Annotated in this window: 28 protein-coding genes, 3 pseudogenes and 1 riboswitch; of the genes and pseudogenes, 9 read left to right on the forward strand and 22 right to left on the reverse strand. The window is 37.2% G+C overall.

What is annotated here, in order from left to right; translation table 11 throughout:
• Nucleotides 1–90: 90 nt before the first annotated feature.
• From ACZYRN_RS05395 to ACZYRN_RS05405, 3 genes and pseudogenes are all read right to left on the reverse strand, one after another.
• Nucleotides 91–837, reverse strand: coding sequence for an MBL fold metallo-hydrolase (locus tag ACZYRN_RS05395; RefSeq protein ID WP_488910471.1), 747 nt, complete (start codon nt 835–837; stop codon nt 91–93).
• Nucleotides 838–1311: 474 nt separating this feature from the next.
• On the reverse strand, nt 1312–1440 hold the full coding sequence (locus ACZYRN_RS05400) for a hypothetical protein (RefSeq protein ID WP_488910472.1): 129 nt from the start codon (nt 1438–1440) through the stop codon (nt 1312–1314).
• Between the two features lie 38 nt (nt 1441–1478).
• Nucleotides 1479–1563: riboswitch (cyclic di-GMP riboswitch) on the reverse strand.
• A gap of 248 nt (nt 1564–1811) precedes the next feature.
• A pseudogene (locus tag ACZYRN_RS05405) lies at nt 1812–2324 on the reverse strand (DUF3189 family protein).
• A gap of 205 nt (nt 2325–2529) precedes the next feature.
• Between ACZYRN_RS05405 and ACZYRN_RS05410 the strand changes: the two are divergent.
• A pseudogene (locus tag ACZYRN_RS05410) lies at nt 2530–2835 on the forward strand (cupin domain-containing protein); the annotation flags it as partial.
• 73 nt (nt 2836–2908) lie between these two features.
• Here ACZYRN_RS05410 and ACZYRN_RS05415 read toward each other — a convergent pair.
• Nucleotides 2909–3088 carry a DUF3954 domain-containing protein gene (locus ACZYRN_RS05415; RefSeq protein ID WP_488910473.1) on the reverse strand — a complete coding sequence of 60 codons (180 nt, stop codon included), beginning with the start codon at nt 3086–3088 and terminating at the stop codon, nt 2909–2911.
• 410 nt (nt 3089–3498) lie between these two features.
• Here ACZYRN_RS05415 and ACZYRN_RS05420 point away from each other — a divergent pair, with 410 nt between their 5' ends.
• Complete coding sequence (locus ACZYRN_RS05420) at nt 3499–3777, forward strand: hypothetical protein (protein ID WP_488910474.1); 279 nt, start codon at nt 3499–3501, stop codon at nt 3775–3777.
• 707 nt (nt 3778–4484) lie between these two features.
• On the opposite strand, the gene ACZYRN_RS05425 is transcribed toward ACZYRN_RS05420, so the two are convergent.
• The 3 genes from ACZYRN_RS05425 to ACZYRN_RS05435 form a co-directional block, all read right to left on the reverse strand.
• On the reverse strand, nt 4485–4934 hold the full coding sequence (locus tag ACZYRN_RS05425) for a PepSY domain-containing protein (RefSeq protein WP_488910475.1): 450 nt from the start codon (nt 4932–4934) through the stop codon (nt 4485–4487).
• 165 nt (nt 4935–5099) lie between these two features.
• The gene (locus ACZYRN_RS05430) at nt 5100–5243 is read right to left on the reverse strand and encodes a hypothetical protein (RefSeq protein WP_488910476.1); all 144 of its coding nucleotides are present in this window, start codon (nt 5241–5243) and stop codon (nt 5100–5102) included.
• 61 nt (nt 5244–5304) lie between these two features.
• A complete protein-coding gene (locus ACZYRN_RS05435) occupies nt 5305–6390 on the reverse strand; it encodes a branched-chain amino acid aminotransferase (RefSeq protein WP_488910477.1) in 1086 nt (361 codons plus the stop codon).
• A 161-nt stretch (nt 6391–6551) separates the two neighbouring features.
• On the opposite strand from ACZYRN_RS05435, the gene ACZYRN_RS05440 reads away from it, so the two are divergent.
• From ACZYRN_RS05440 to ACZYRN_RS05450, 3 genes are all read left to right on the forward strand, one after another.
• Nucleotides 6552–7187, forward strand: coding sequence for an NUDIX hydrolase (locus ACZYRN_RS05440; protein ID WP_488910478.1), 636 nt, complete (start codon nt 6552–6554; stop codon nt 7185–7187).
• Nucleotides 7188–7471: 284 nt separating this feature from the next.
• Nucleotides 7472–8587 carry a glutamate 5-kinase gene (proB, locus tag ACZYRN_RS05445; protein ID WP_488910479.1) on the forward strand — a complete coding sequence of 372 codons (1116 nt, stop codon included), beginning with the start codon at nt 7472–7474 and terminating at the stop codon, nt 8585–8587.
• An 11-nt stretch (nt 8588–8598) separates the two neighbouring features.
• Nucleotides 8599–9840, forward strand: coding sequence for a glutamate-5-semialdehyde dehydrogenase (locus ACZYRN_RS05450; protein ID WP_488910480.1), 1242 nt, complete (start codon nt 8599–8601; stop codon nt 9838–9840).
• A 41-nt stretch (nt 9841–9881) separates the two neighbouring features.
• On the opposite strand, the gene ACZYRN_RS05455 is transcribed toward ACZYRN_RS05450, so the two are convergent.
• The 3 genes from ACZYRN_RS05455 to ACZYRN_RS05465 all read right to left on the reverse strand — a co-directional run bounded on the left by ACZYRN_RS05455 (nt 9882) and on the right by ACZYRN_RS05465 (nt 11857).
• The gene (locus ACZYRN_RS05455; protein WP_488910481.1) at nt 9882–10211 is read right to left on the reverse strand and encodes a hypothetical protein; all 330 of its coding nucleotides are present in this window, start codon (nt 10209–10211) and stop codon (nt 9882–9884) included.
• Between the two features lie 220 nt (nt 10212–10431).
• Entirely contained in the window at nt 10432–11037 is a 606-nt protein-coding gene (locus ACZYRN_RS05460; RefSeq protein WP_488910482.1) for a hypothetical protein, read from the reverse strand.
• Nucleotides 11038–11140: 103 nt separating this feature from the next.
• Nucleotides 11141–11857 carry a glycerophosphodiester phosphodiesterase family protein gene (locus ACZYRN_RS05465; protein WP_488910483.1) on the reverse strand — a complete coding sequence of 239 codons (717 nt, stop codon included), beginning with the start codon at nt 11855–11857 and terminating at the stop codon, nt 11141–11143.
• Between the two features lie 234 nt (nt 11858–12091).
• Here ACZYRN_RS05465 and yfkAB point away from each other — a divergent pair, with 234 nt between their 5' ends.
• The 4 genes from yfkAB to ACZYRN_RS05485 all read left to right on the forward strand — a co-directional run bounded on the left by yfkAB (nt 12092) and on the right by ACZYRN_RS05485 (nt 15352).
• Nucleotides 12092–13216, forward strand: coding sequence for a radical SAM/CxCxxxxC motif protein YfkAB (yfkAB, locus tag ACZYRN_RS05470; RefSeq protein ID WP_488910484.1), 1125 nt, complete (start codon nt 12092–12094; stop codon nt 13214–13216).
• Nucleotides 13217–13222: 6 nt separating this feature from the next.
• The gene (locus tag ACZYRN_RS05475; protein WP_488910485.1) at nt 13223–14596 is read left to right on the forward strand and encodes an aminotransferase-like domain-containing protein; all 1374 of its coding nucleotides are present in this window, start codon (nt 13223–13225) and stop codon (nt 14594–14596) included.
• Nucleotides 14597–14614: 18 nt separating this feature from the next.
• Nucleotides 14615–14899, forward strand: coding sequence for a DUF6509 family protein (locus ACZYRN_RS05480; protein ID WP_488910486.1), 285 nt, complete (start codon nt 14615–14617; stop codon nt 14897–14899).
• Nucleotides 14900–15166: 267 nt separating this feature from the next.
• Nucleotides 15167–15352 carry a hypothetical protein gene (locus tag ACZYRN_RS05485; RefSeq protein ID WP_488910487.1) on the forward strand — a complete coding sequence of 62 codons (186 nt, stop codon included), beginning with the start codon at nt 15167–15169 and terminating at the stop codon, nt 15350–15352.
• Nucleotides 15353–15702: 350 nt separating this feature from the next.
• On the opposite strand, the gene ACZYRN_RS05490 is transcribed toward ACZYRN_RS05485, so the two are convergent.
• The 12 genes and pseudogenes from ACZYRN_RS05490 to ACZYRN_RS05545 form a co-directional block, all read right to left on the reverse strand.
• A complete protein-coding gene (locus tag ACZYRN_RS05490) occupies nt 15703–15840 on the reverse strand; it encodes a hypothetical protein (RefSeq protein WP_488910488.1) in 138 nt (45 codons plus the stop codon).
• Nucleotides 15841–15948: 108 nt separating this feature from the next.
• On the reverse strand, nt 15949–16353 hold the full coding sequence (locus ACZYRN_RS05495; RefSeq protein ID WP_488910489.1) for a sporulation protein: 405 nt from the start codon (nt 16351–16353) through the stop codon (nt 15949–15951).
• A 123-nt stretch (nt 16354–16476) separates the two neighbouring features.
• Entirely contained in the window at nt 16477–17106 is a 630-nt protein-coding gene (locus tag ACZYRN_RS05500) for a metal-dependent hydrolase (RefSeq protein WP_488910490.1), read from the reverse strand.
• A gap of 63 nt (nt 17107–17169) precedes the next feature.
• On the reverse strand, nt 17170–17469 hold the full coding sequence (locus ACZYRN_RS05505) for a hypothetical protein (protein WP_488910491.1): 300 nt from the start codon (nt 17467–17469) through the stop codon (nt 17170–17172).
• Nucleotides 17470–17754: 285 nt separating this feature from the next.
• Complete coding sequence (locus tag ACZYRN_RS05510; protein WP_488910492.1) at nt 17755–18102, reverse strand: hypothetical protein; 348 nt, start codon at nt 18100–18102, stop codon at nt 17755–17757.
• Nucleotides 18103–18320: 218 nt separating this feature from the next.
• Nucleotides 18321–18521 carry a cold-shock protein CspD gene (cspD, locus tag ACZYRN_RS05515; RefSeq protein WP_018392868.1) on the reverse strand — a complete coding sequence of 67 codons (201 nt, stop codon included), beginning with the start codon at nt 18519–18521 and terminating at the stop codon, nt 18321–18323.
• A 149-nt stretch (nt 18522–18670) separates the two neighbouring features.
• Entirely contained in the window at nt 18671–19153 is a 483-nt protein-coding gene (locus ACZYRN_RS05520) for a hypothetical protein (RefSeq protein ID WP_488910493.1), read from the reverse strand.
• A gap of 60 nt (nt 19154–19213) precedes the next feature.
• Nucleotides 19214–20593, reverse strand: a complete 1380-nt coding sequence (locus ACZYRN_RS05525) for an aldehyde dehydrogenase (protein ID WP_488910552.1) — start codon at nt 20591–20593, stop codon at nt 19214–19216.
• Nucleotides 20594–20730: 137 nt separating this feature from the next.
• Nucleotides 20731–21753 (reverse strand): metal ABC transporter solute-binding protein, Zn/Mn family, encoded by a 1023-nt coding sequence (locus ACZYRN_RS05530; protein WP_488910494.1) that lies wholly within the window; start codon nt 21751–21753, stop codon nt 20731–20733.
• Nucleotides 21754–22024: 271 nt separating this feature from the next.
• Complete coding sequence (locus ACZYRN_RS05535; protein ID WP_488910495.1) at nt 22025–22237, reverse strand: hypothetical protein; 213 nt, start codon at nt 22235–22237, stop codon at nt 22025–22027.
• A 296-nt stretch (nt 22238–22533) separates the two neighbouring features.
• Nucleotides 22534–22704 (reverse strand): annotated as a pseudogene (locus ACZYRN_RS05540) (ArpU family phage packaging/lysis transcriptional regulator); the annotation flags it as partial.
• The gene (locus ACZYRN_RS05545) at nt 22679–22915 is read right to left on the reverse strand and encodes a hypothetical protein (RefSeq protein ID WP_488910496.1); all 237 of its coding nucleotides are present in this window, start codon (nt 22913–22915) and stop codon (nt 22679–22681) included. The pseudogene ACZYRN_RS05540 and the gene ACZYRN_RS05545, both read right to left, overlap by 26 nt.
• Nucleotides 22916–23016 lie beyond the last annotated feature (101 nt).

Genomic DNA, 23016 nt, shown 5'->3' on the forward strand with positions numbered 1-23016 from the left:
TCAAAAGCCCCTTTCCTAAATAGTGTACTCCACTAAAATGATGTTTGTGAAATAATGTGCTTATCAAGCAGGCTTTACGTCAAACTATAGCTATTGTCCCTTATAAAGAATGATTCCCTGAGCACAGACATTTAAATCAATTTTGATAATGTCATACACAGGATTAGAAATAGGAATTCCTTTTCCTGACAAATATCGAGTTATGTTTTCCAACAATGCTTTTACTAAATTATGTACTACTTTATTCTCTTCTGTTATATCCATAAAGATATCCAGCCATGTCAATACCATTCCAACTGCCAATTCCGGTTCCTCACTCATTCCATAATGTCCAAAATAAATACGGTCCGGGTTAAATGACATCATTTTTTCAATGGACAACCTCATGTCATTTGTATTAAATTGATTAGGTGATGTTGTAGGCAAATAAAAGGCTTCTCCCTCGTCTGTCAGCTCCGCATAACGAACACCAGCTGTATCTCCTGTGAAAATCCCATTTGATTTTTCATCGTAAATCGAAAAATGATGATTAGCATGTCCTGGTGTATGTATAAATTTCAATACGCGTCCGTCAAGAGCAATCGTCCCACCGTCTTCCATTTCAACAATCCGTTCAGCTGGTACTGGTAAAATCGGATCAAATAATTCATCAAACTGATCTCCGTACACCCTTTTAGCACTGGCAATTAATCGAGATGGATCAACTATATGACGGGCTCCTTTCGGATGAACCATCAATTTTGCATTTGGACACGACGTTAAAAACAACCCCGCCCCGCCGGAATGATCGAGATGAATGTGTGTGACAAATATGTGTTTAGTAAATTCATTTTTCAAATTTCATCAATCCTTGATCAAAAATTTTGGTCGTTTTTTGATCATCTATTATTTATATTATACTAACACTAGAAACTGATTCAAAAGCGCAACAAAAAGAACCATAAAGAACCACCGTGCGGACGATGGTTCCATTATCGATATTTTTAATGCCTTGCATATAAATCACTCTCGCTCGTTACTTTTAATTTCGTAGATGTCTTTTTCTAATCTTTCTAATGAACAAACAATTTTATCTTGTGTTTCGTTTTGTTTATCAATCTGTACCGTGAGCTTGTTTTCTCACTCTCTTGATTCCGTCATCAGGAACCGTAAAAGCCATACGAAAAGGACATAGAATACTTCCTGCGCCCATAACTCCGGTGGCAGTTGCGTAAAATCCATCGTACGGCCTCCTTGCTTTCCTTATAAATAAAAAAGCGCCCGAAATGGGCGCTCTTTGAAATGCTATTTCCTTTTTGTTACTCCACATTGTTATATTCTCTTTCTAGGCTTGTTTCCAACCTTAATATAATAAGCACCATCTTCATCAAGAGTTCTAAAAAACTTAACCCCAATCCATTTCAACGGCGACCAGATTTCTTTCATACTGTATAATGGCATACAGTATACCTCCTATTAGATATGGTTTGGAAATCATATTCAATAACTGGCTGACATAGTTTTAACACCTTAGCCCCTGTAGATCTGCATCACCGTTTTTTGGTAGTCTTGCCCTTTCACATAATACTTGAAGTACATGTCCATTATAATATCTAGCTCCTATTATATTAAGCTTATTCGTTCGACAAATCTCTGTAAAAATAGCGCTCCGATTACGAAGCGCTTAATTAACAGTTTAATCCGTATGTGAAACTAACATTAATGGTTGACTCAACGTATCCAATTTGACCTTAGTCTATTAAAATGTAAAAAACCGATTTCCTATGTGCTAAGGCAATCTTTTACTAACAGAGATAAACCATTAAATATTATTACTTATATATTTCATTTTCTAAAATAATCACTTTTTCCTCATTTGAGGATTTCCCTATTTGTTTCGTATTTTCAACCAACTGAAAAATATTATCACAGCATTGTTTGGCACCTATAATTAATAATGGTACACCTATAAAATCAATTTTTAATCCTCTTGAGAAAAACCCCCCAATTGACATGACAAACGGTACAGTTGGTGATGTATTAGAGAATATTATTTTTTCTTGAAATTGATGTTTGCTTTGTAGCAATAAGCTTAAGTTTTTTTATGCTGGAACAACAAGTTTGGAGGATTTTCGCCCTAATGTATATACCGAGTCCCCATTTTCATCTATCCCGTGAAAAATGATTTTTCCTGAATCATCTTTAGATAATTTATTGAAATAGTTAACATTTAATATTTCTTCTTTAGTTAGTTTTCGTTCTGATTGGACAATTTCTTTTAAATGATAAGCGGCTGCCAGAGCCGTTGTATGTGTCCCACCATAGTCATTATAGATATAAATCATGATATCATCCTTTATGTTTTTATCTATGGTTATTATGGTCATTTATTCTAGTTTCCATTCAGTTGAATATCTTTTAACTCTTATTACACTGCATGTTCCGACTACTTGTTAAATCGTAACCTGCGTATTTATATGGTATATCGGGAATCCGAACACATAACCGTTCGTTTGTCCTTATTGTGGAAAATGAACCATCCTTTTGGTTGTTGATAACACTCATCTTTTGGCAATTTTCAATGCACCAACTCCAGAAGTGATTTTAGGCTCTGATATCTTAAAATTCACTCCTGCAAATATCATGTCTCATACTTATTGCATCGATGAAAATCAATGGACACAAGCAATTGAACCGGTTAAATCATCAACATATATAGATCCATACAAGAACTGCAATAGAGTAAAGCAAAATACGCCTAATCAATATTTACATCCACAGTATCAACAGCCACAATATATTCAGCAATACTCACGAATTCCTTACATTCCCCAGTATTATCAATATTGGCGCTAATAGACAAACTAATAAAACTATTGGCATGGAAAATCGATGTCTTTTTTATGTCGCAGTTTGTGTCTACTATTCATTAAATTTTTCTTTTCGTATTATCTTCAAGACGATCTACTCTGCCACCGACCATAACAACAACGGTCGAACCATAGTCAGGTAGCGTATAAAGAATCAGTTTGCCGTCCCTCACCACGTACATTGTTTTGTTGCTCATCAGATCTATTTCAGCTGTCATTTTTTCGTGGTCAATCTTCATAGCGCAGGACGCCCCTAGTCTGTTAAAGCCGGGGATATTCTCCTGGATTTTTTTATGCCATAATATCTTTGAACTGTTCATTTAACTGATCGGATTTTCATCGTTTGAATCGTTGTTGTATATATTAAATACAAATAGAAGCCCTTTCTCCCTCCTATTTAAAAGCATTTTCCATTTCTTCTTCAGCAACTATTCTTATCCTGGAATAGTTGCTTTTTGTCGTACTGTTGATTAAAAATTAACTCTCAGTAGCAAATTGTCTCTTTTCAATGATTGATTATTTAACCATTTTCCTTTACTCTTTCGTTTGAGATTTGTTAAGGTATTGTACCAAAATGTAATTTTTAGCATAAAATAAGATTGATACGATGATTCATTTAACATCGTTTTATTATTGAGGGGTGAAATCCATGAATGAAAATAATTTAAACAATAATCAAAAAGGCCCAAATTCATCATTACCAGAAAATTATGCTGATAAGCTCGCCGTCATTGCTTCAGTAATTACTACGTTCGGTGATGCCTTAGCAACTGTTGCAGCAGTATTAGCATTGGAAGAGGCTGCTAATAACTCCAATACACAAGATCAAAAAAGTCAATCTGACCGAGACAAGCAGTTGATAAGGATGCAAAAACAAATTGACTACTTAATAGATCAATTATCAAATAATAATAGACGGAAGAATTAAGCTACATAGTATAGATTTTCATTACATTTTGACATTTGAAAATGATCACTATTCGTAATGAATTTTCGAATTATTGAAACGCGCTAACTTCTCTTTTCCCTCCCGTACTTTTCAGCTTGTCCCATGAACCCTTTTTAGTCTTGATAATTATGCAAATCGCTTAATACCTGATCTCCATTCCAATTCTCAAAAACTCCTTTTACACTCATTGAAATTTACTCCTTCACAGTTTGTGTCTACTGTTGATCACTCTCCCTTACACCTCTTCTATAAGGTTTTGTGCTTAATTTCTTTTTTGAAGGAATACTTTATGTTTAATTCTTTCCTAATTGGATATGATTAGTAACTAATTCAATTTTACTCAGCGAGGGAGATCATCACAGTATGATGCTAATCGATATTGTTGCGTGGATACTATCAATAGTTTTATTTATTAGTTTCGTTTTTTCTTTAGTGGCTTTATTAAGAAAACAAAGATCGTTACGTGAAACTGAAAGTGAATTTTCCTCACAGGTTAAAATAGAATTGCGAGCACTATTTAACGGCCGGACAGAGTCCTGGCCTTTTATATTTTCTTTAACTCAACAAAAGAATGTAATATTTCTTTGTTTTTTCATTTTATTATTTGAATTTTGCACATTGTTAATTATGTTTTTGTTATATTTATTATTTACTCATTACCATATCTTTTCCGCGGCGTAACTCCACTATTTCCCAGACAAAAAATGAACCTCGACACAAGCGTTCTGTACATTTTCAAGTTGTTTTTGCTCTTCTTTATCGTTTTCTTCGCCGTTCTCTTTCTCAGAATCTTCGTCATCTGCTTCTATTTTCAAAACCTTACCGGTATTGGCATCTACCGCGACCTCATGTTTTTGACCTTGATCATCCGTGACTTCCACACTGTAGATAATTACTCCATCTTCGTCTTCAAGTTCTACATCTGATGCACTACCCTGGACTTCTTTTAAGGAAATATCGATACTTTTTTGTTTCGTTAGTTTCGTCTTCTTTTCTAATTGCTTTTGTTCCACTTTTTCAGAGACTTCTGTCTGTGTACTATCTGATGCAAATGCTGAAAAGTCTATTACGGAACCTGCGATACCACTTCCAAGAACCGTAACTGCTAATGCTGGGACTAAAAGTTTCTTTTTCATTTTTTTCTTCCTCCTGATAACCTGTTTGTCGTGCTTTATGATCATAACTCCTTATCATGAAGTGCTTATGAATCCAAAATAAAAACAGCTTAATATTTACATTAAAAATTTTTCATTTTACTAATAGTAAAAAAACCGTACCAGTATACGGCTTAAGGGGTTTAGCTAATTAAAATGTAGTAAGGTCGCACTTGTTTCGATAATGGCTTTTTTTGATTCATGAAACACGTACGAACCGGTCCGTTTCACAAATCCAGAATCGTAAAGATCAATTAATGACACACCAAATCCTAATGAGACTGTCTTCAATAGAGTGCACCTCTTTTCAAAAAATAGACGAACTGCTATTAAGCAGTTCGTCTTATGTGAATCATTTTGATAAAGCAATCGGTACCTCTGTTACCCAATTGAATGGATCTTCAAGCGTCCCGTATTGAATGCCTGTGATCGTCTCATAAAGTTTTTTTGATAGCTCACCTGTTTTACCGTTATTCAGGATTATTTTTTCTTCTCCCCATAAAAATTCACCGATCGGTGAAATAACGGCAGCTGTACCCGTACCGAATGCTTCTTCCAATTTACCATCGTGATGCGCCTTGGCGATTTCTTCCATAGACAAACGACGTTCTGATACTGGTACATTCCAATGCTTTAATAATTGAATAACTGAATCACGCGTTACCCCATGCAGAATACTTCCATTCAATGCAGGTGTGACAACTTCTCCATCAATTTTAAAGAAAACGTTCATACTGCCAACTTCTTCAATATACTTTTTCTCTACACCGTCAAGCCACAATACTTGTGAATAGTCTTTTTCATTTGCTATTTCCTGGGCTTTTAAGCTAGATGCATAGTTGCCAGCTGTTTTCGCTTCTCCTGTTCCACCTTTTACAGTACGTGCAAAGGCATTTTCTACTAAAATTTTAACCGGAGCAATGCCCTCTTTATAATAAAGGCCAACCGGTGACATAATGATCATGAATGTATAATTTTTGGACGGAGCAACTCCTAAAAATGGCTCAGTTGCAATAATAAACGGACGAATGTATAAAGATGTACCTTCCGCTGTCGGAATCCATTCTTGATCTACTTCAATTAATTTCTTTAATGCCTCAATCGCAAAGTCACCATCAATCTGTGGAATACAAAGTCGATTATTGGAACGATTTAAGCGCTCCATGTTTTTTTCAGGACGGAATAAAAAAACACGTTTATCTTCTGTTAAGTAAGCTTTCATACCTTCAAAAACGGTCTGTCCATAATGGAATATCATAGCGGAGGGAGAAAGTGTGATTGGTTGATACGGGACAATCCGTGCATCATGCCAGCCTTTTCCTTCCGTATAATCCATTATAAACATATGATCAGTAAAAACACGGCCAAACCCAAGATTCGTTTGATCTGGTTTTTCTCTTTTCGTCGCTGCTAATTGTACGTTAATTTGTTCTGTCATGATCAAGGACTCCTCATTGTAAATATTCGTCAGCAAAGTGCTGATGTATGTGCTTATCTCATTTTACAATTCTTTCGTCTATTTTCACACTATAAAATCATTTTTTTCACTATCTTGTCTATTTGCATTATAATAGAAGAAAATGACCTGGAGTTGCTAGTATGGATATTAATGAGTTAAAAATGATTTTTGAACACCGGACACCGGATATTCTTGGAGCTGACAATTTGGCGAAATTTTCTTTGCTTCTGCCACTGATCCAAAAAGAAGACGGGATTCATCTATTATTTGAAGTGCGCTCTCGCTTCATGCGGCGTCAACCAGGTGAAGTGTGTTTTCCAGGCGGCAAAATTGATCCGGATGACGAAGGACCCGATCACGCTGCGGTGCGCGAAACACATGAAGAGCTTGGGGTTTCGATGGATAGTATCCAGGTCTTATTTCCACTTGATTTTATCTTATCACCGTTTGGTACTATAATATTCAGCTATGTAGGATTCATTGATTTAAAAGAAATAAATTTAAATGAAGCAGAAGTTGATGAGATTTTCACTGTCCCTCTTTCCTTTTTGTTAGAGACAGAACCTGCCCTGCATCACGTCAGACTTCGACCCGAACCAGAAGAAGATTTTCCCTACCATTTAATTGCCAAGGGCAAAGATTATAACTGGCAAACAAAATCAATGGAAGAATACTTTTATTTTTATGAAAATCGAATTATTTGGGGATTGACAGCTCGTGTATTAAAGCATTTTTTAGATATTATCCGAGTGTCCCCAGATAGACTTGACAAATAATTAGATTATACGATAATAAAAAGAACTGGATATCAAAATGATGGGATTAGTAGATGGCATGTAACCGGATAAGAGAAGGAACCCACCCGGCTGAAAGGCTCCTGCGGTAAACACCATTGAACCTGCCCTGTACGTACATTGCTTATGCAAACATAAGCCGTTCTCCGCGTTAAGGACTTAAGCGGGCGCACTTTGGCGTCAAAAAAGGTGGTACCACGGCAAGCATACCCCGTCCTTTATTGGATGGTGAGGTGTGCTTTTTTTATTGAAAAGGACTGATCATAATGAAAAAACAACGGATTGTTGTTAAAATCGGCAGCAGCTCGTTAACCGATGAGGTTGGAAATATTGTAGATGAAAAAATTGTAGATCATACATCTGCTATTGCTGCAATGAAGGAAGAGGGGCACGAAGTCATAGTTGTCTCATCTGGTGCAGTAGCAGCAGGATTTAAACAACTTGGCTATAAGTCGCGTCCAAAAACAATACCCGCAAGGCAAGCCTCTGCTGCTGTAGGACAAAGCTTACTCATTCAGCGTTATATTTCTCATCTTGCACCAAAAGGCTACACGGTTGCTCAAATGTTGTTGACCAAAAGCGATTTTTATTCAAAAGACCGTTTCCAAAACTTTTATCAAGCCATGACGAGCCTTCTAAATCGTGGAGCAGTGCCGATTATTAATGAAAATGATTCGATCTCTATTGAAGAATTAACGTACGGTGACAATGATATGTTATCCGCTCTTGTCAGCGGCTTTTTACAGGCAGATGGACTTTTTATTTTAACCGATATCGATGGATTATATGATAGTAATCCTAAAACAAATCCGGATGCGAAGCGATTTAATTTTGTTCCAGCTGTCACAGGAGATATGTTGCTGATGGCTGGCGGAAGTGGATCTTCTATTGGAACAGGCGGCATGAAGTCAAAATTGCTGGCTGCCGACAAGGCACAGTCTCTTGGCGTCTCTGTTTTTATCGGAAATGGCTCTGGTGAACAGAAATTGCTCGATATTTTAAAAGGGAAAGGCGAAGGTACATATATTGGATCACCGATACATCCGCATATGCAGCGAAAAAAACAGTGGCTGGCACACCATGCCCAGCCTAAAGGCTCGATAATAATTGATTCTGGTGCTGAAAGGGCTGTTGTGAAAGGCGGAAAAAGTTTGCTGTCTGCAGGGGTAAAATCCATCAACGGATTATTCGATGCACTCGATGTCATTGATGTGAGAAATGAAGCCGGAGAACTTCTTGGACGCGGACAAGTTTATTACTCATCAATTGACCTTGAAAAAGTGAAAGGTTTGCCTAGCAAAGAAACAAAAACTTATTCTATCAATCAGCGGGCTGAAGTAATCCATCGTGATAACTGGGTGACATTAAAAACTGAACAATAGGAGTGAATAAAATGAGTGAATTAGTACAAAAAGCAATATTATTAAAACAAGCTTCATTTGATATGGCCGTAAGATCAACCGAAGATAAAAATAAAGCATTGTTATTAATTGCGGATGCCTTAATTGAAAAAACCAACTATATTCTAAAAGCCAATGAACAAGACATGGTATCTGGCCGTAAAGCTGGCTTTACTGAGTCTCTTCTTGACCGTCTTCAGTTAACAGAAGAGCGTATTATTCAAATAGCGGGTGCTGTCCGTCAATTAACAGAGCTCTCAGATCCAATTGGTGAAACGGTCGAATCTTGGACCACAGAACATGGTCTTGAAATTGAAACCATTCGTGTACCAATTGGTGTTGTCGGGATGGTGTATGAAGCGCGTCCTAATGTGACCGTTGATGCAGCAACTCTTTGCTTAAAAGCAGGCAATGCCGTCCTTCTTCGCGGAAGCACATCCGCTCTGCATTCTAACAAAGCGCTTGTCACGGTTATGAAAGAAGCGCTTGAAGTTTCACCTCTTCCAACAGATGCCTTACATCTGTTGGAAGATACAAGCCGAGAAACAGCAGTAGAAATGTTTAAATTGAATAAATATTTGGACGTGTTAATTCCACGGGGCGGCGCCGGTCTTATTCAATCCGTCATCACACAAGCAACGGTTCCTGTTCTTGAAACAGGTGTTGGCAACTGCCATATTTTCATTGATGAGTCGGCCGAGAAAGATATGGCCATCAATATCGTGATTAACGCGAAAACACATCGTCCCTCTGTATGCAACGCAGCAGAAAGTCTGCTCGTTCACGAAAACTGGCCTTATCAAAATGAATTATTTTGTGCATTGGAGCAGGCAGGTGTGGAAGTGCATGGAGATCCTTCCTTAACAACTAATTATGATTTTGTGACGTTGGCATCTGAAGAAGACTGGGGAAAAGAATATTTAACTATGACATTATCAGCGAAAACAGTCAAGGATACACGTGAAGCTATTTCACATATTAATCGGTATGGGACCAAACACTCTGAAGCGATTATTACAGAAAACAATGATAATGCTCATTTATTTTTCCGTGGTATCGATGCAGCTGTTTTATACCGTAATGCATCAACGAGATTTACAGATGGGGAACAGTTCGGGTACGGTGCAGAAATCGGCATTAGTACGCAAAAACTCCATGCTCGAGGACCAATGGGACTAAAAGCGATTACGACTGTTAAATCACTTGTACGCGGCACGGGCCAAATTCGTCAATAGTCAATAGAAACAAGCGCCAAAGTTATTCTTGGCGCTTGTTCCTATATAAAAGCTTTATCAATATAATGGCTTTCTTTTAAGATAAATCCCCCTTCAACTAGCTCTTCCCATAAATGGCGGTCAAGTGCATACGGAGCCTGTTCTTTAAGCATTTTCACTTGTTCTTTTTTTAATGTAAATACATATGAATAACCGTCAATAATAAATATTCCCGACACATCTTTTGACACATTATCCCAGTTGAAAAGAAGTATCGTATCGTGATTCCAATCTATTAATTGTTTTTCCATACAGTTAACAACGTGAAAAAAGAAACTTTCTTGATCCATTACTTTTGCCAAGTAACTTCTTAGCATTCCAGAAGTATTCATATTGTGCATCTCCAGTCAGGTAAATTGTTTTCCCCTATCCTTTCCCATTTTTGTCCTCTTTTAAACAAAATGAAAAGATTGCTTTAACATTATGAAAAACGGAAGAATGTCCTCTTTCTTAAACTTAAAATCTTTCATAGAGCTAACAGGAATCCAAAACCAATCATGCTTTATAATAGAGTCAAACAAAAAAGCGCATCTAAAAAGATGCGCTTTTTTGTTATTTTACTTCCTTAATAACGAGCTGTTCTCCGTTCTCAACATATATGAAGGTCACGCTGTCCCCTTCAGTTAATCCTTCAAATTTGGTCATTGCTTCTCCATCTGGATCAACCTGGTAAGCAGCAGGTACTCCATCTACTTCAATTTCAACGGTATGAGGATCAGCCATTCCATTGAATATTCCTGCTGCTTCCTGTCCTTCTGTTGCAACGGGAGCTGGTTCTGGTTCTGGTTCTTCTTCAGTTACTTCCTCTTTATCAACACTTTTTTGTGCATCAGATACCGTTTCTTCAACCGTGTCTCCGACTTCAGCTGCTTTTTGCTCTACAGTATCTGTTGCATCATTTGCACCTTCTTGTATCTCTTGTGCTGCTTCATCTACTTTTTCAATGACATTTTCTGCTGTTTTAGAAGCATCACTTGCAGTGTCATCTGCCGTTGGTTCTGCTTCTTTTGTTGGTTCTGTTTCTTCTGTTTCAACAGGCGTTAACGCTTCTTCAGCTGTATTTTCTTCCGGAACCGCATTTTCAGAATCAGCAGAACAGCCTGCAAGTATGCCCCCTGTTAGGAGTGCTGCACCCATAAAACCTGTTATCTTATTCATTATGTAATTCCCCCTCATATGTTCATACTTCAAATCATACTGTTTTTTACCAGTAATGAAAAGTAATATGAATAAAAACAGCACAAATGAACTGTTTTCCCTATTAAAAGGTGAGAGCCAGCCACTTATGAGGGCAATCTGTCATAATCGTATCCACACCTAGATTACGAAGAATTTCTCTATTTCCTGTGTCATTTGATATTGTTACAGCTAGAGATATATGTTGTTCAGCTGCTTGACGGCCGCCACTGGAAAACAAAAATGGTGTTTCACAATGAATAGCATGTGCCTTTATTTTATTCATCGTCTGGATAGCATTAGAAGGTCTTCCGGCACAGAGTAAAGCCGTCCCGACAAACGGGTCAAGGCGGCGAATTTTGAGCATGCTTTTTAAATTGAGCGAAGAAAGAATAACCCGGTCTTCGAGACCGAACCTGTACAAGGTTTGCAACAATGTATTTTCCATCATCGTGTAGCCAATTACATTGTTTTTCAGTTCGATGGATAAAGACATTCTTTCTTCTTCTGCCCATTCAAGCACCTCTTCCAGAAAAGGTATTTTTTCATCTGAAAATGTGGAATTTAAACTACTTCCAGCATGTAGCTGGCGAATTTCGGCGGCTGTGTACGTAGCAACTAACCCTATGCCATCTGTCGTTCTGTCTACATGTTCATCCTGAATGACGACTAATTGCCCATCTTTTGTCATGTGTACATCGAGATGAATACCATCTGCACCATAATCTGCCGCTGCTTGAAATGATACCATTGTGTTCTCGGGGTAAAGACTCGATACTCCCCGGCGGGCCATAATTTTCATATATCCCTCCCCTATCTGTACATTCATTGTACGCACCAAATATAAAGAAGATGTGAACTTAGTGTATAGAAATTAGCATAATTATGTATGAGAAATATTAACAATGGGTGAATAAATTGTTTTCTTTATGACCTCTTCAGTTTTTATATGTAATTATTACTGTCACAATCTTTTTCTTTTTACTGAAAAGAAGGTATAATAAAATGTTGAAAGAAAAAAAGAGGTGTTTTACATATGAAAAAAGCGATTACTCCTATTTTTGATCCGTGGGAGAGTTATCTGGACATTGATGAATTTGGATCAATACAGCTTTCAAACATTGAACTTACGACGACAACATTATGCAATATGCGCTGTGAACATTGCGCCGTCGGTTATACATTACAGACGAAAGATCCCGATGCACTGCCCCTTTCATTGCTGTTATCTAAACTTGATGAGATCCCGTCATTGCGTGCGCTAAGCATTACGGGCGGTGAACCGATGCTGTCTAAAAAATCCGTACAAAATTATGTACTGCCACTGCTTCGTTACGCACATGAACGCGGTGTTTATACACAAATGAATTCAAATTTGACGATAGACGCAGCACGATATGAACTGATTGCGCCATACTTGGATGTTCTGCATATTTCCCATAACTGGGGAACGGTAGACGATTTTGTGGAAGCGGGATTTGCACGTATGGAACGAAAACCATCTTACAAACAACGAGAGCAGCTATTTACACGAATGATCGACAATAGTAAAATTTTAGCAAGTGCAGATGTTTTAGTATCTGCAGAAACAATGTTAAATAAGCGGACGCTTCCTTATCTCGAGAAAATTCACCGTCAAATTGTTGATGAAATGAAATGTGCACGCCATGAAATTCATCCGATGTATCCGAGCGACTTTGCAAGTGCGCTTGAAACTCTTTCACTTGATGACATGCGAATGTCCATTCACCGCTTACTAGACATACGAGACCAAAATGTGTGGATGTTGTTCGGTACACTGCCTTTCTTTGCTTGCAGTGAAGATGCTCGAGATCGAGAACTTATCTATCGTCTGCAAAAAGAACCGCATGTTACAGTACGAAACGATCCTGATGGACGGTCGCGTTTAAATGTAAATATTTTTTCGGGGGATATTATTGTCACCGATTTTGCGGATGCCCCTTCACTTGGCAACATTCAATCAAATTCATTTCAAGAAGCCTATGAATCATGGTCTACATCAAAGCTGGCGAAAGAAACGGACTGTCATTGCTCATCTGTCCGCTGTCTCGGACCGAATATTTTAGTGAAAAAGGCTTATTATCCGGAAGCTGATTTTAAAAAGCGGTCTGCATTTCTGGATGTAACAAACCTTGGATAATGCCAAATGAAACCTAAAATGAAATCAGACATGGTAGCAGACTGGATTAAAAAGCAGATTAAGCTTGGTAAATGGGGGCCTGCCGGTGCAAAAATCCCAAGTCAGCGTGTGCTGGCTGATCATTTTTCAGTCAATAGAAGTACCGTCGTGACAGCCCTCGAACAGTTGAAAAAAGATGGTATTATAGAAGGTGTCTTGGGGAAGGGTACAATTATTGCTAACGATACTTGGTCTCTTCTTGCCTCCCTTCCAAGATCAAAAGAGACACAGCCTTCCCATCCCGCTGAAACCGGAATTATAGATTTAAGCAAAGGTGAATTGGCGGAAGATGTATTTCCTGATGGATACTTAAATGATGTGCTCAGCCGGCTGTCTGGTAAAATCCATTCACTCGGTTATGAGGATCGAGGGGGCTATGAACCACTTAGAGAAGCTGTTGCAGGATATATGACAAGGCAAGGAACTCCTATTTCCCCTTCCTCTATTTTGATTGTATCCGGTGCCATGCAAGGCCTTCAACTAATTGCTTCAGGGCTTATGGAACAAGGAGCCTCTGTTTTTTTAGAGGAACCATCTTATTTATATTCTATTCATACGTTTCAATCGCTTGGTATGTCCCTTACTGGCATTGAAATGGATGCTAATGGATTGATGTTGGACGATTTACAATCGAAATGGCGGCCAAATCAGCCTAATGCTCTTTATACGATACCCTGTTTTCATAATCCAACGGGCATTATGATGAGTAATTCAAGACGGAAAGAAGTATTGTCATTTTGTGCTGCCCACCGGCTGCCTATTATTGAAGATGATGTTTACCGGGAACTTTGGCTTGATTCTCCACCGCCGCCTTCATTAAAATCGATGGATACAAACGGCAATGTTTTGTATATTGGCAGTTTATCTAAAACATTAAGTCCTGGTTTACGGATCGGCTGGGTTGCTGGTGCAGAACCAGTTATTGAACGCTTGTCTACTTTAAAAATGCAGGCAGACTACGGGACGAGTTCTTTGTCGCAGCGTGTAGCCGCAGAATGGCTTGAAGAAGGATTATATGAGCATCATCTCGAATACGTACGGAAAGAGCTGTTAAAACGGCGGCTAGAAGCATCTGCGTCTCTAGAACGCCACTTATCCAGCCTGGCAGACTGGCAAATTCCGAACGGCGGCTTTTTTATATGGCTAAAATTAAAACAAGATATTTCCATAAAAGAATTGTACGCAGAAGCTGCAAATGAAGGTATTTTATTTCATCCGGGCAGTATTTATACAGAAGGGACTTCCCGTTCCATCCGTTTATCATATGGATACGCAGGCCCTGCCCAGTTTGAAGAAGGCATCAGGCGGCTAAAAAAATGGATTATTACACTTTCGAAATAAAAAACAGGAGGCAACAATATGAATATTACGGATCATAAATTAGAGAAGGTCGCGGACCCATTTGGCATTTTAGAAGGAGATCGGTATGAATATCATCTATTTGCAGCAGTTGATGAAGATGACGATCTGTACTCTGCTGAAGGCTTTTACATTCGTGTTCTCTATGTTGTAACAGAAACAGAGAAAAAAATAGCAGGCTTATTTTTGCACAATCGTGCAGATGACAGTGTACTTGATTTTGAACTGGAAGACGATGAAGTTGAACTTGTAAAAGAATACTGTGACATACATTTAAACGCATAAGCACATAAGTAACCCCCTCCACTTATAAAAGTGGAGGGGGTTTTTAGTTAGCATTTATACTCGATTTATCCCTGCGATAGCTTCTCTTATTAATATTAGTTTCGTAGTTTAAATATGATTGCTAAAAGACGTACTGGAACCGTAGTTTCAGGACACATCGAGTTGAACTTCGTTTAATCAATAATATTGTTTAACATAGCTAAGCATAAAAATGATGCTTACTTCATATACTACTTCTTAATATTTAAAGAAAGGAGACTTCACATTATGCTCCCAATCGAACTTTTCGGATGGATACTATCAATGATTTTGGGCGTTGTCTTTATCTGTTCTTTAGTTGCACTATATAAAGATTCACACCCGGACACTGAAAGAGAGAAAGCTTTTGCACAAGCAAATTCAACTATGCCTGAGAATAAAATAAAGGATCAAGCAACTGTTAAGATTTATTAAATATACTAATGATTTTAGATCAGCCATTTTGATCTTTGTCTGTTTTATTTATGGTACTAATCGTATGCCAGCTTCATTTTAGCCAAGGTCTTTCCTTGGCTTTTTTATTATAGTTGAGATACTTTTTGCAAATGTCTGCATTGATCTTCCCTTTTTGGCACATTTCTTTTCACATATACAGGTCATAATGTACATGAAATAACCAAAAATCTATATTTATTATTTTGTGTTTTTAAGTTTATAGATTTAAAAAAACATGAAAAAACCCTGTCTGCTTTCGCAAGCTGTAAACAGGGTTTTTAGACATCACATTTACTTAATTTTCCCGTGATAAGTCCACCTTTCTAATATTATTTTGTTGTTTGTATGTACTGCTGAATTTGATCATCTGTTAAATTGTGTATAAAGTGATAAAAAGGAATGCAGTCCATACCATAATCTTCACACATCTGAGTGTAATGTTCATAAGCTTTTTTATACAAATCCATTGTGTGTCCCTCCTGTTATATAACAATATTATTTTGTTTTTATTAATATATAACAGAATTATTATGTTGTCAAATCTTTTCAAAAAAAAGCAGAATATTTTCTGCTTTTTATACAATCAATAATTCATCTTCATCTTTAGGATCAATTGCTTGATGAATAAAAACGGTTGTTTGTATAAACCATTTATGTTTTTCTCCGGTTTTTGGGCTGTCTGCTGGAATCTTCAATATAAAAGGAATACTCTCTTCTTCTCTTGCTTTAATATCTCGATTCATATTAATCGTTAATTTTTCTATATGTTTATCGTGCCATGAAAAGTCACTGTCTTTATGCACTTCTTTATATTGCAAATACAGCAGCACATTTATTTTTTCGATAGGTTCATCTGCCTGACCGCCACGAATAACTATATTCCCTTTTATTGTTTCACCTGGTTTAGCTTTTTTATTTTGTAAGACAGTATCGACTTTTACACTGCCAATACCAATGCTTGAAAAAAAGTCTTTCCACATATAAATTTCCTCCTACATGTTTTTTAATTCTATTCCCATTTTTAGTTTGTTTAATACTTTTTTAGTTTATTTATTTGAATTTTGCACAATGTGAATTAAAACTAAAAGCCGTTTAAACGGCTTTTAAAATTCTTTTTTCCATATAGGATAAAACCATTTTATTCCTTTTTTGTTCGGTGGCAGTATTTTCATATCAGCAATTAAATGAGATATATAACTAATTAAAAGCGTCATAAATAAACCCGGTAATGGATATTCTTTCGCGATTTCTACAGCGACAAAATAAAAAACCGCAACACCAATAATAGAATGTGTCCATGTTCGGTGCGAGACAAGTGAAGCAAATAGAATAAATAAACCAATATATATTATCCACGTCTCTTTTATGTACCATCCTGCATAGAGCACAATTACGCCAGTGACAAATAGCATTGTTCGTTGCTTAATGAACAATCTGGGCAATAAAAAAAGACTTATGCTAATTAGAAAACCACTCATTTGTTTAATACCTATTAGCATAAAGTAGCTGTAAAACATCAAAAAAAGGCCAACCATTGAAAAAAACAAAATAAGCCATTTTTTTTCGACTGTAATTTTATTGGCTAATTTTCCGTTTACATCTAAATCTGGAACAAGCGCAGTAATAGAGCCAATCCCTGTTAATATAATCATTTCAAGGGGGGCAGCATTCATTGATACAGAAACACCAAAACCTGAAACAGCACCAATTGCTGCATGAGTAGATCCTTTCAATTAATTAACTTCCTTTCTTTTTGTATTTAAAAAAGCCGCCTTTTAAAAGGCGGCTTTGTATTGTTATGACGGATTAATCACATACAATATCCAGTCTTGAACAGCTTCGATATGTTCAGCTGAAATTTCCATTTCACACAACACGGCACCTTTGCCGATAATTTTTAATACTGGGACAATAGCTGGCTTTTTTGGATTATAAGAGTACACCACCGTATCAATATGAACAGTAGGAATACGAGTATTTGTGATCATGCCTGTACTTTTTAAATATCCATTTTCCAACTTGACTATGTTTTTCTTCCAAGCATATGATGTGCTAGTTATAATAGCTTCCGGTTGCTCTTCTGTAAAGATCACCATTATATAGATAACCCCATTTCTTCATAATAACTACTCTAAGTTAACAGCTTCTGCAGCCTTTGTAAATAGACATTTCCTTTTCTTTAACCGGAAATAAGAAGAAAAAAACAAGGTTTACATAATAATATTATAGTTAATTTATTAAATATGCCTCTGTTATAGAGCCTTGTTGCTTTTTGGCCTACTTTAGCTTCAGCCCGAGGATGCAAAGAAAAATACAAGCCTCGAGAAACTGCAGTTCCAGGACAAAATGAAGCAAAAAAATAAACGGATCAACATCCGTTTTTATAGTACTTTTTCTTTTATGTGAACACGTGGATTTTGTGCTTTTACTGATTTCACGAGCCGATTTTTATTGCGCAGTATAAATAAATAAGATACGTTTGAACGAGTATATACAGCTACACGTTTCTTTTTTACGTACGGACGAACAATATATTTTTCAATAAATGATGGATCTTTTGGAAATTCGTCCATCTCCAATACTTCAATAATTTCATTCATCGGAATAGCTGTTTCTCTTTCCCCCGATTTAACAACAAGCAATCCTTTTTCTACTTTAGAACCGGATAAATAACGGTTGGCGAATACAATTCCTACAACAACGACGATAGCTGCTGCAATATATAACATGCTCATCCTCCTGATTTGTTCTAATTCATTTTCATTTTATCTCCTTCCTCATTGTACTCTTTTTTCCTAAAAAAAGAGCTCATTCTCCGACCAAATTATAACGTTTTTGTGACATTTTTTCCAAAAATGCATTGACAGCGTTTCCAAAATGTGCTTCGAAATAATTACAACGAAAAACAGGTGAAGCTTGAGCTTCACCTGTTATAGTTTCAATCCGATTAGTTTTTTTCAACGTTAGCAGCTTGTGGGCCACGCGGTCCTTCAACTACTTCAAATGTCACGCTTTGGCCTTCTTCAAGTGATTTGTAGCCTTCACCTTGGATAGCAGAGAAATGTACGAATACATCATCCTGTCCTTCCACTTCAATAAAACCAAAACCTTTTTCTGCATTAAACCATTTTACTTTACCTTGTAACATGTCATGTCCTCCTTACGCTTTATGCATACAATCATTCTTGCTGTTTGCTGCTATCTCAAGACGAAAAAACATTAGAGATTTTCTTTTGAAACGAACGAACAGCTGTCTTTAATGTACCATCTTTCCCATCTTCTTGCAACTTAAAACTATCAATTTTTCTCAATTTCCAGTGATTTTGCTACGTGCAAAAGATGAGCGGGAACGTCCCATTTTACAACACCATCTGGATAAATCCACATGCGAATAATATCAAGCTTATCAAGACCGCTAGACAGTTTTGATACAATCCATTTCATTCGGTCAAGTCCTGGATTTGCCATAATAAATAGACTTGGTGTTTCCGCTTCTTCCTGTATACGCATTAGCTTTTCTACTTGATCTGCTGCATTGGAACGGAGCTGCGTATTATCATAGACCATTCCTTCTTGCTGTCGTTTTCCTCTTGATCCCTTACATTTTACATAAGCGGTCCAGCCCATTTTTTCAGCTTGAATATCGTGTCCTCCTGCTGCAGATTCTCCATAAGCAGTCCAGCCATTATGATTTAAAAATTGAAGCGCTTCTTCTATAATTTCTTCCTGTGTTAATATAAATTCATCCGGTACCTTTAAGCGTTCTAAACTAATTGGCACTAGTCCCCCTCCATTTCTCTTCATTTTTTATTATTCTATTTTCAAACAATTCATTCCTGTTTATTGAATTACTTTTCGGACAAGATTAACCCGGTTTCCATAGGGTGGATATAACAAATTTGATTGCGGTGAACTGTTTTTTCTCATAATGCTTTTCTTGTGGGAAAAAGCATCAAAACTGGCTTTTCCATGATATGCATTCATACCTGATGTACCAACACCGCCAAATGGCAAATAGGGACTTGATACATGAATAAGCGTGTCATTCACACTCGCACCGCCAAATGGTATTGATGTAATCACTTTTTCTTCAACTGCTTTTTCTTTCGTAAACACATACAGCGCCAAAGGTTTAGGTAATTTTTTCACATGTTTAACCGCTTGATCTAACTCTGAATATGTCAAGACGGGTAAAATAGGACCAAAGATTTCATCTTCCATTAGCGGGTCATCCCAATCTGCTTCAACAATTGTCGGTTCCATATAGACATCTTCACGATCAGTTCTGCCGCCTTGTACAATTTGTCCGTTTGTTTTTTGCAAGAGTGATTGCAAACGGTCAAACTGCTTTTCGTTTACAATGCGTCCAAAATCCTGACTTTCTTGCGGATTTGCTCCGTAAAAGTTAAATACAGACAGCGTCAATTCTTTCAAAAAAGCGGCTTTCACATTTTGATGAACAAGTACGTAATCAGGAGCAATACACGTTTGACCTGCATTAGAAAATTTACCCCATACAATTCTTTTCGCTGCCTGTTTGAGATCAGCTGAATAATCCACAAATGTTGGACTTTTCCCTCCTAGCTCAAGGGTAACTGGAATCAGCTGTTTCGAAGCAGCCTCCATCACCACTTTTGCAGTAGGTACACTTCCTGTAAAGAATATATAATCAAACGGCGCAGTAAGAAGTTCTGTAACGGCTTCTTTTCCGCCTTCCTGTACACCAATAAACGATGGATCAAAGGTATCTTCGAGCAGACTTTTTAAGACAGCAGACGTATGCGGGGTACTTTCAGATGGCTTCACAATGGCTGTGTTTCCGGCTGCAATAGCGCCGATAAGCGGCTCGATTACTAGCTGAAAAGGATAATTATATGGACCGATAATTAGTGTAACACCATACGGCTCAGTTAAAATCACACTTTCGGCCGGCATGTGATAAATTGGTGTCTTCACCTTCTCCGGTGAAGCCCACTGTGGCAGATGACGGATCATAAAACGAATACTTTCATACAAAAAGCCAATTTCTGTCATATAAGCATCAAATTCATTTTTACGCAAGTCAAGATAGAGCGCAGTCATAATATCATCTTCACGTGCTTTAATAGATGCTTTTAATTCATTCAAGCGGGCAATCCGCCAGTCAACACTGCGGGTGATGCCGGTATCAAAAAACTCTTTTTGTGATTGTACCATGTTCATAACACTCAATGTGATCATCTCCACTACCTATTTCTTTATTCTATCAGTCTATTATTTGAGCGTCAAAATTCCACTCTTCTTTCTCAAGATCTCTTCAAGCTTTATTCGCCTATTCTCTCAAAAAGAGCTGCCTCCATGTTAGAAGCAGCTCTTCTTTATTTCATCAAGGCTGTTTTCAATACTTCAATATTTTGCTTCATAATTGAAATATAATCCTCATTGTTTTCAATGTCTTCCTCTGTTAACGTTGACAGATTATGAAGACGGAGTGAATCAGCACCCATTTCATTTTGAATGACTTTTGCTACTTTCGGTGTAACATTTTGCTCAAAAATAACGTATTTAATATCATGCTCTGTTGCCGTATCCGCTATTTCCTTTAATTCTTTTTGTGACGGTTCCTCCGTTGAGGAAAGCCCGGCTATGCTAAGTTGTTGAAGGCCATATGCTTCTTCCCAATAGCCATAAGCAGCATGAGACACTAGAATTTCTTTTTTTTCTGCCGCGTCTATCATCGTATGAAATTGTTCATCCAGCGATTCAAGGTCTGCCTTTAGCAATTTAAAATTTTCATTATATTTCTCTTTTTCTTCAGGATTTAACGTTACAAGTTCATCTTTCACAGCGCTTGCTATTTCAATTGCCATTATCGGATCAATCCATATGTGCGGATCAACACCACCGTGATTATGATCATCGCTTTCTTCTGCTGTTTCTTCTTCATGCGCATGACTGTCTTCTGTTATATTTATTTCTTCTCCATTTGTTGTTTCTTCAGCTTGTAAATGGTTCTCTTGACTGTGCACTTCCGTATCGACATGCTCACCAACATTTACGATCTTGACCTGTTCTCTTGCCAGCGTTTCTTCCATTTTTTCTGCAAATGGCTCAAGGTTTAATCCATTGTATAAAAACAAATCAGCTTCAGCCACGTCCAGTACTGTTTTTGTTGTCGGTTCATACGTATGTTCATCTGCACCTGCTGGCATAATGCTTTTCACATTTACTGTATCACTGCCAATCCGCTCAGCAAAATATTCAAGCGGATAAATGGTTGTATAAACCATCAGACGACTGTCCTTACTTTCCTCTGTTGATGTTGCTGTCTTATCTTCTTCATTGCTGCATGCCGCTAGTACTAATGACAGGGCGGCGGCAATAACTGCCCTCTTTTTCACAATAAAACCCCTCCACCTATAATGTATCACCTATTATATAGTAATCATTACGATTTGCAAATAATAATTATTCCGATTTAAAAAACAATCGCTACTATTTTTAGTTGAATACCTTTAATTTGCTTTGCTAAAATCGTATGTATATACGTCGAAGGTTACTATATCATATTTCTGTTACATTGACACCTCCCCTCACTGTGTTTTTTTAGTTTTAATTATTTAAAAGAACTTCTATTTATATATTGCTTTTCTTGTTTTCGTGAGACATTGCTTAATCAACATCCATATATTGCCGCGCCCTTACTTTCGCTATTTCGGCGACACATGCTATTTCTCTTGCATATAGATCGTCTGCTTTAATAAACCCCTTATCAACCATCTCTATTACCAGTTTGTCAATGTCATTCGTTGTATATCCCTCTACACGGAATAACCGTTCATGGTAGCTCATTGGCTTTTCAATGTACATTGTAAAAGATTTCATTATGCTAATCTCCTTTCTTACGGTCTTTTAATGATTCTCTAATTAAGTAAAAACGTTCTTAATCTTCCTGATAAATTATGATCTATTCAATCAATTTCTCCATCTATTCTTCATAATTCCGTGCCGTTAATGCCTTCGTTGCTTTTTCAATAGCAACCCCTCTTTCGACAATATACCCCTTTTTAAGCAATTATATGACAAAATCATCTTTTTATGCGTATTTTTGTATGAATTTTCTATACGTTAATACAATAAATTAGTCACACCATCAAAATACTAGGTGGTACTAGAGAGAAACCGTCGGAATAAGTTTGGTTATGATAACGTGGAGTATAGGCAGGAGGGGTTTTCATTTCCCTTCTGATAAAGCCGATCTGCTTATAAATCCGTACACTTTCTAATGCTTCTTCTAACTTTTTTTGCGTCGCTTTTCGGTCGATCTCAGGTAAAAAAGAAATTTGTCCCATTCTGTAAGGCCTCCTTATCCTTTATACGCTCCACCTTTACCGCGTCGTAACGTCCACATGTCATTCCTATTAAGCTTCGCAATTCACGTTCAGACAGTTTCTCCTGCTTCTTCTGTGGTAGTTTTTCAGCTTTTGGTTTTGGTTTCACTGATGCTGGTACTGAATTGGCTTCTTTCCATTGCTGCAGCTGCTCTTTCATCGATGGATTCATCATAATCACTCCTTCGGTTGCAAAAATAGGGGTTAAATTGTAGATTGGTTGCAACGACAGAGCCCGTTGCCAACATGAATGTTTTAAAATAATTTCGTTGC

The organism is Domibacillus sp. F004, from assembly GCF_057814295.1.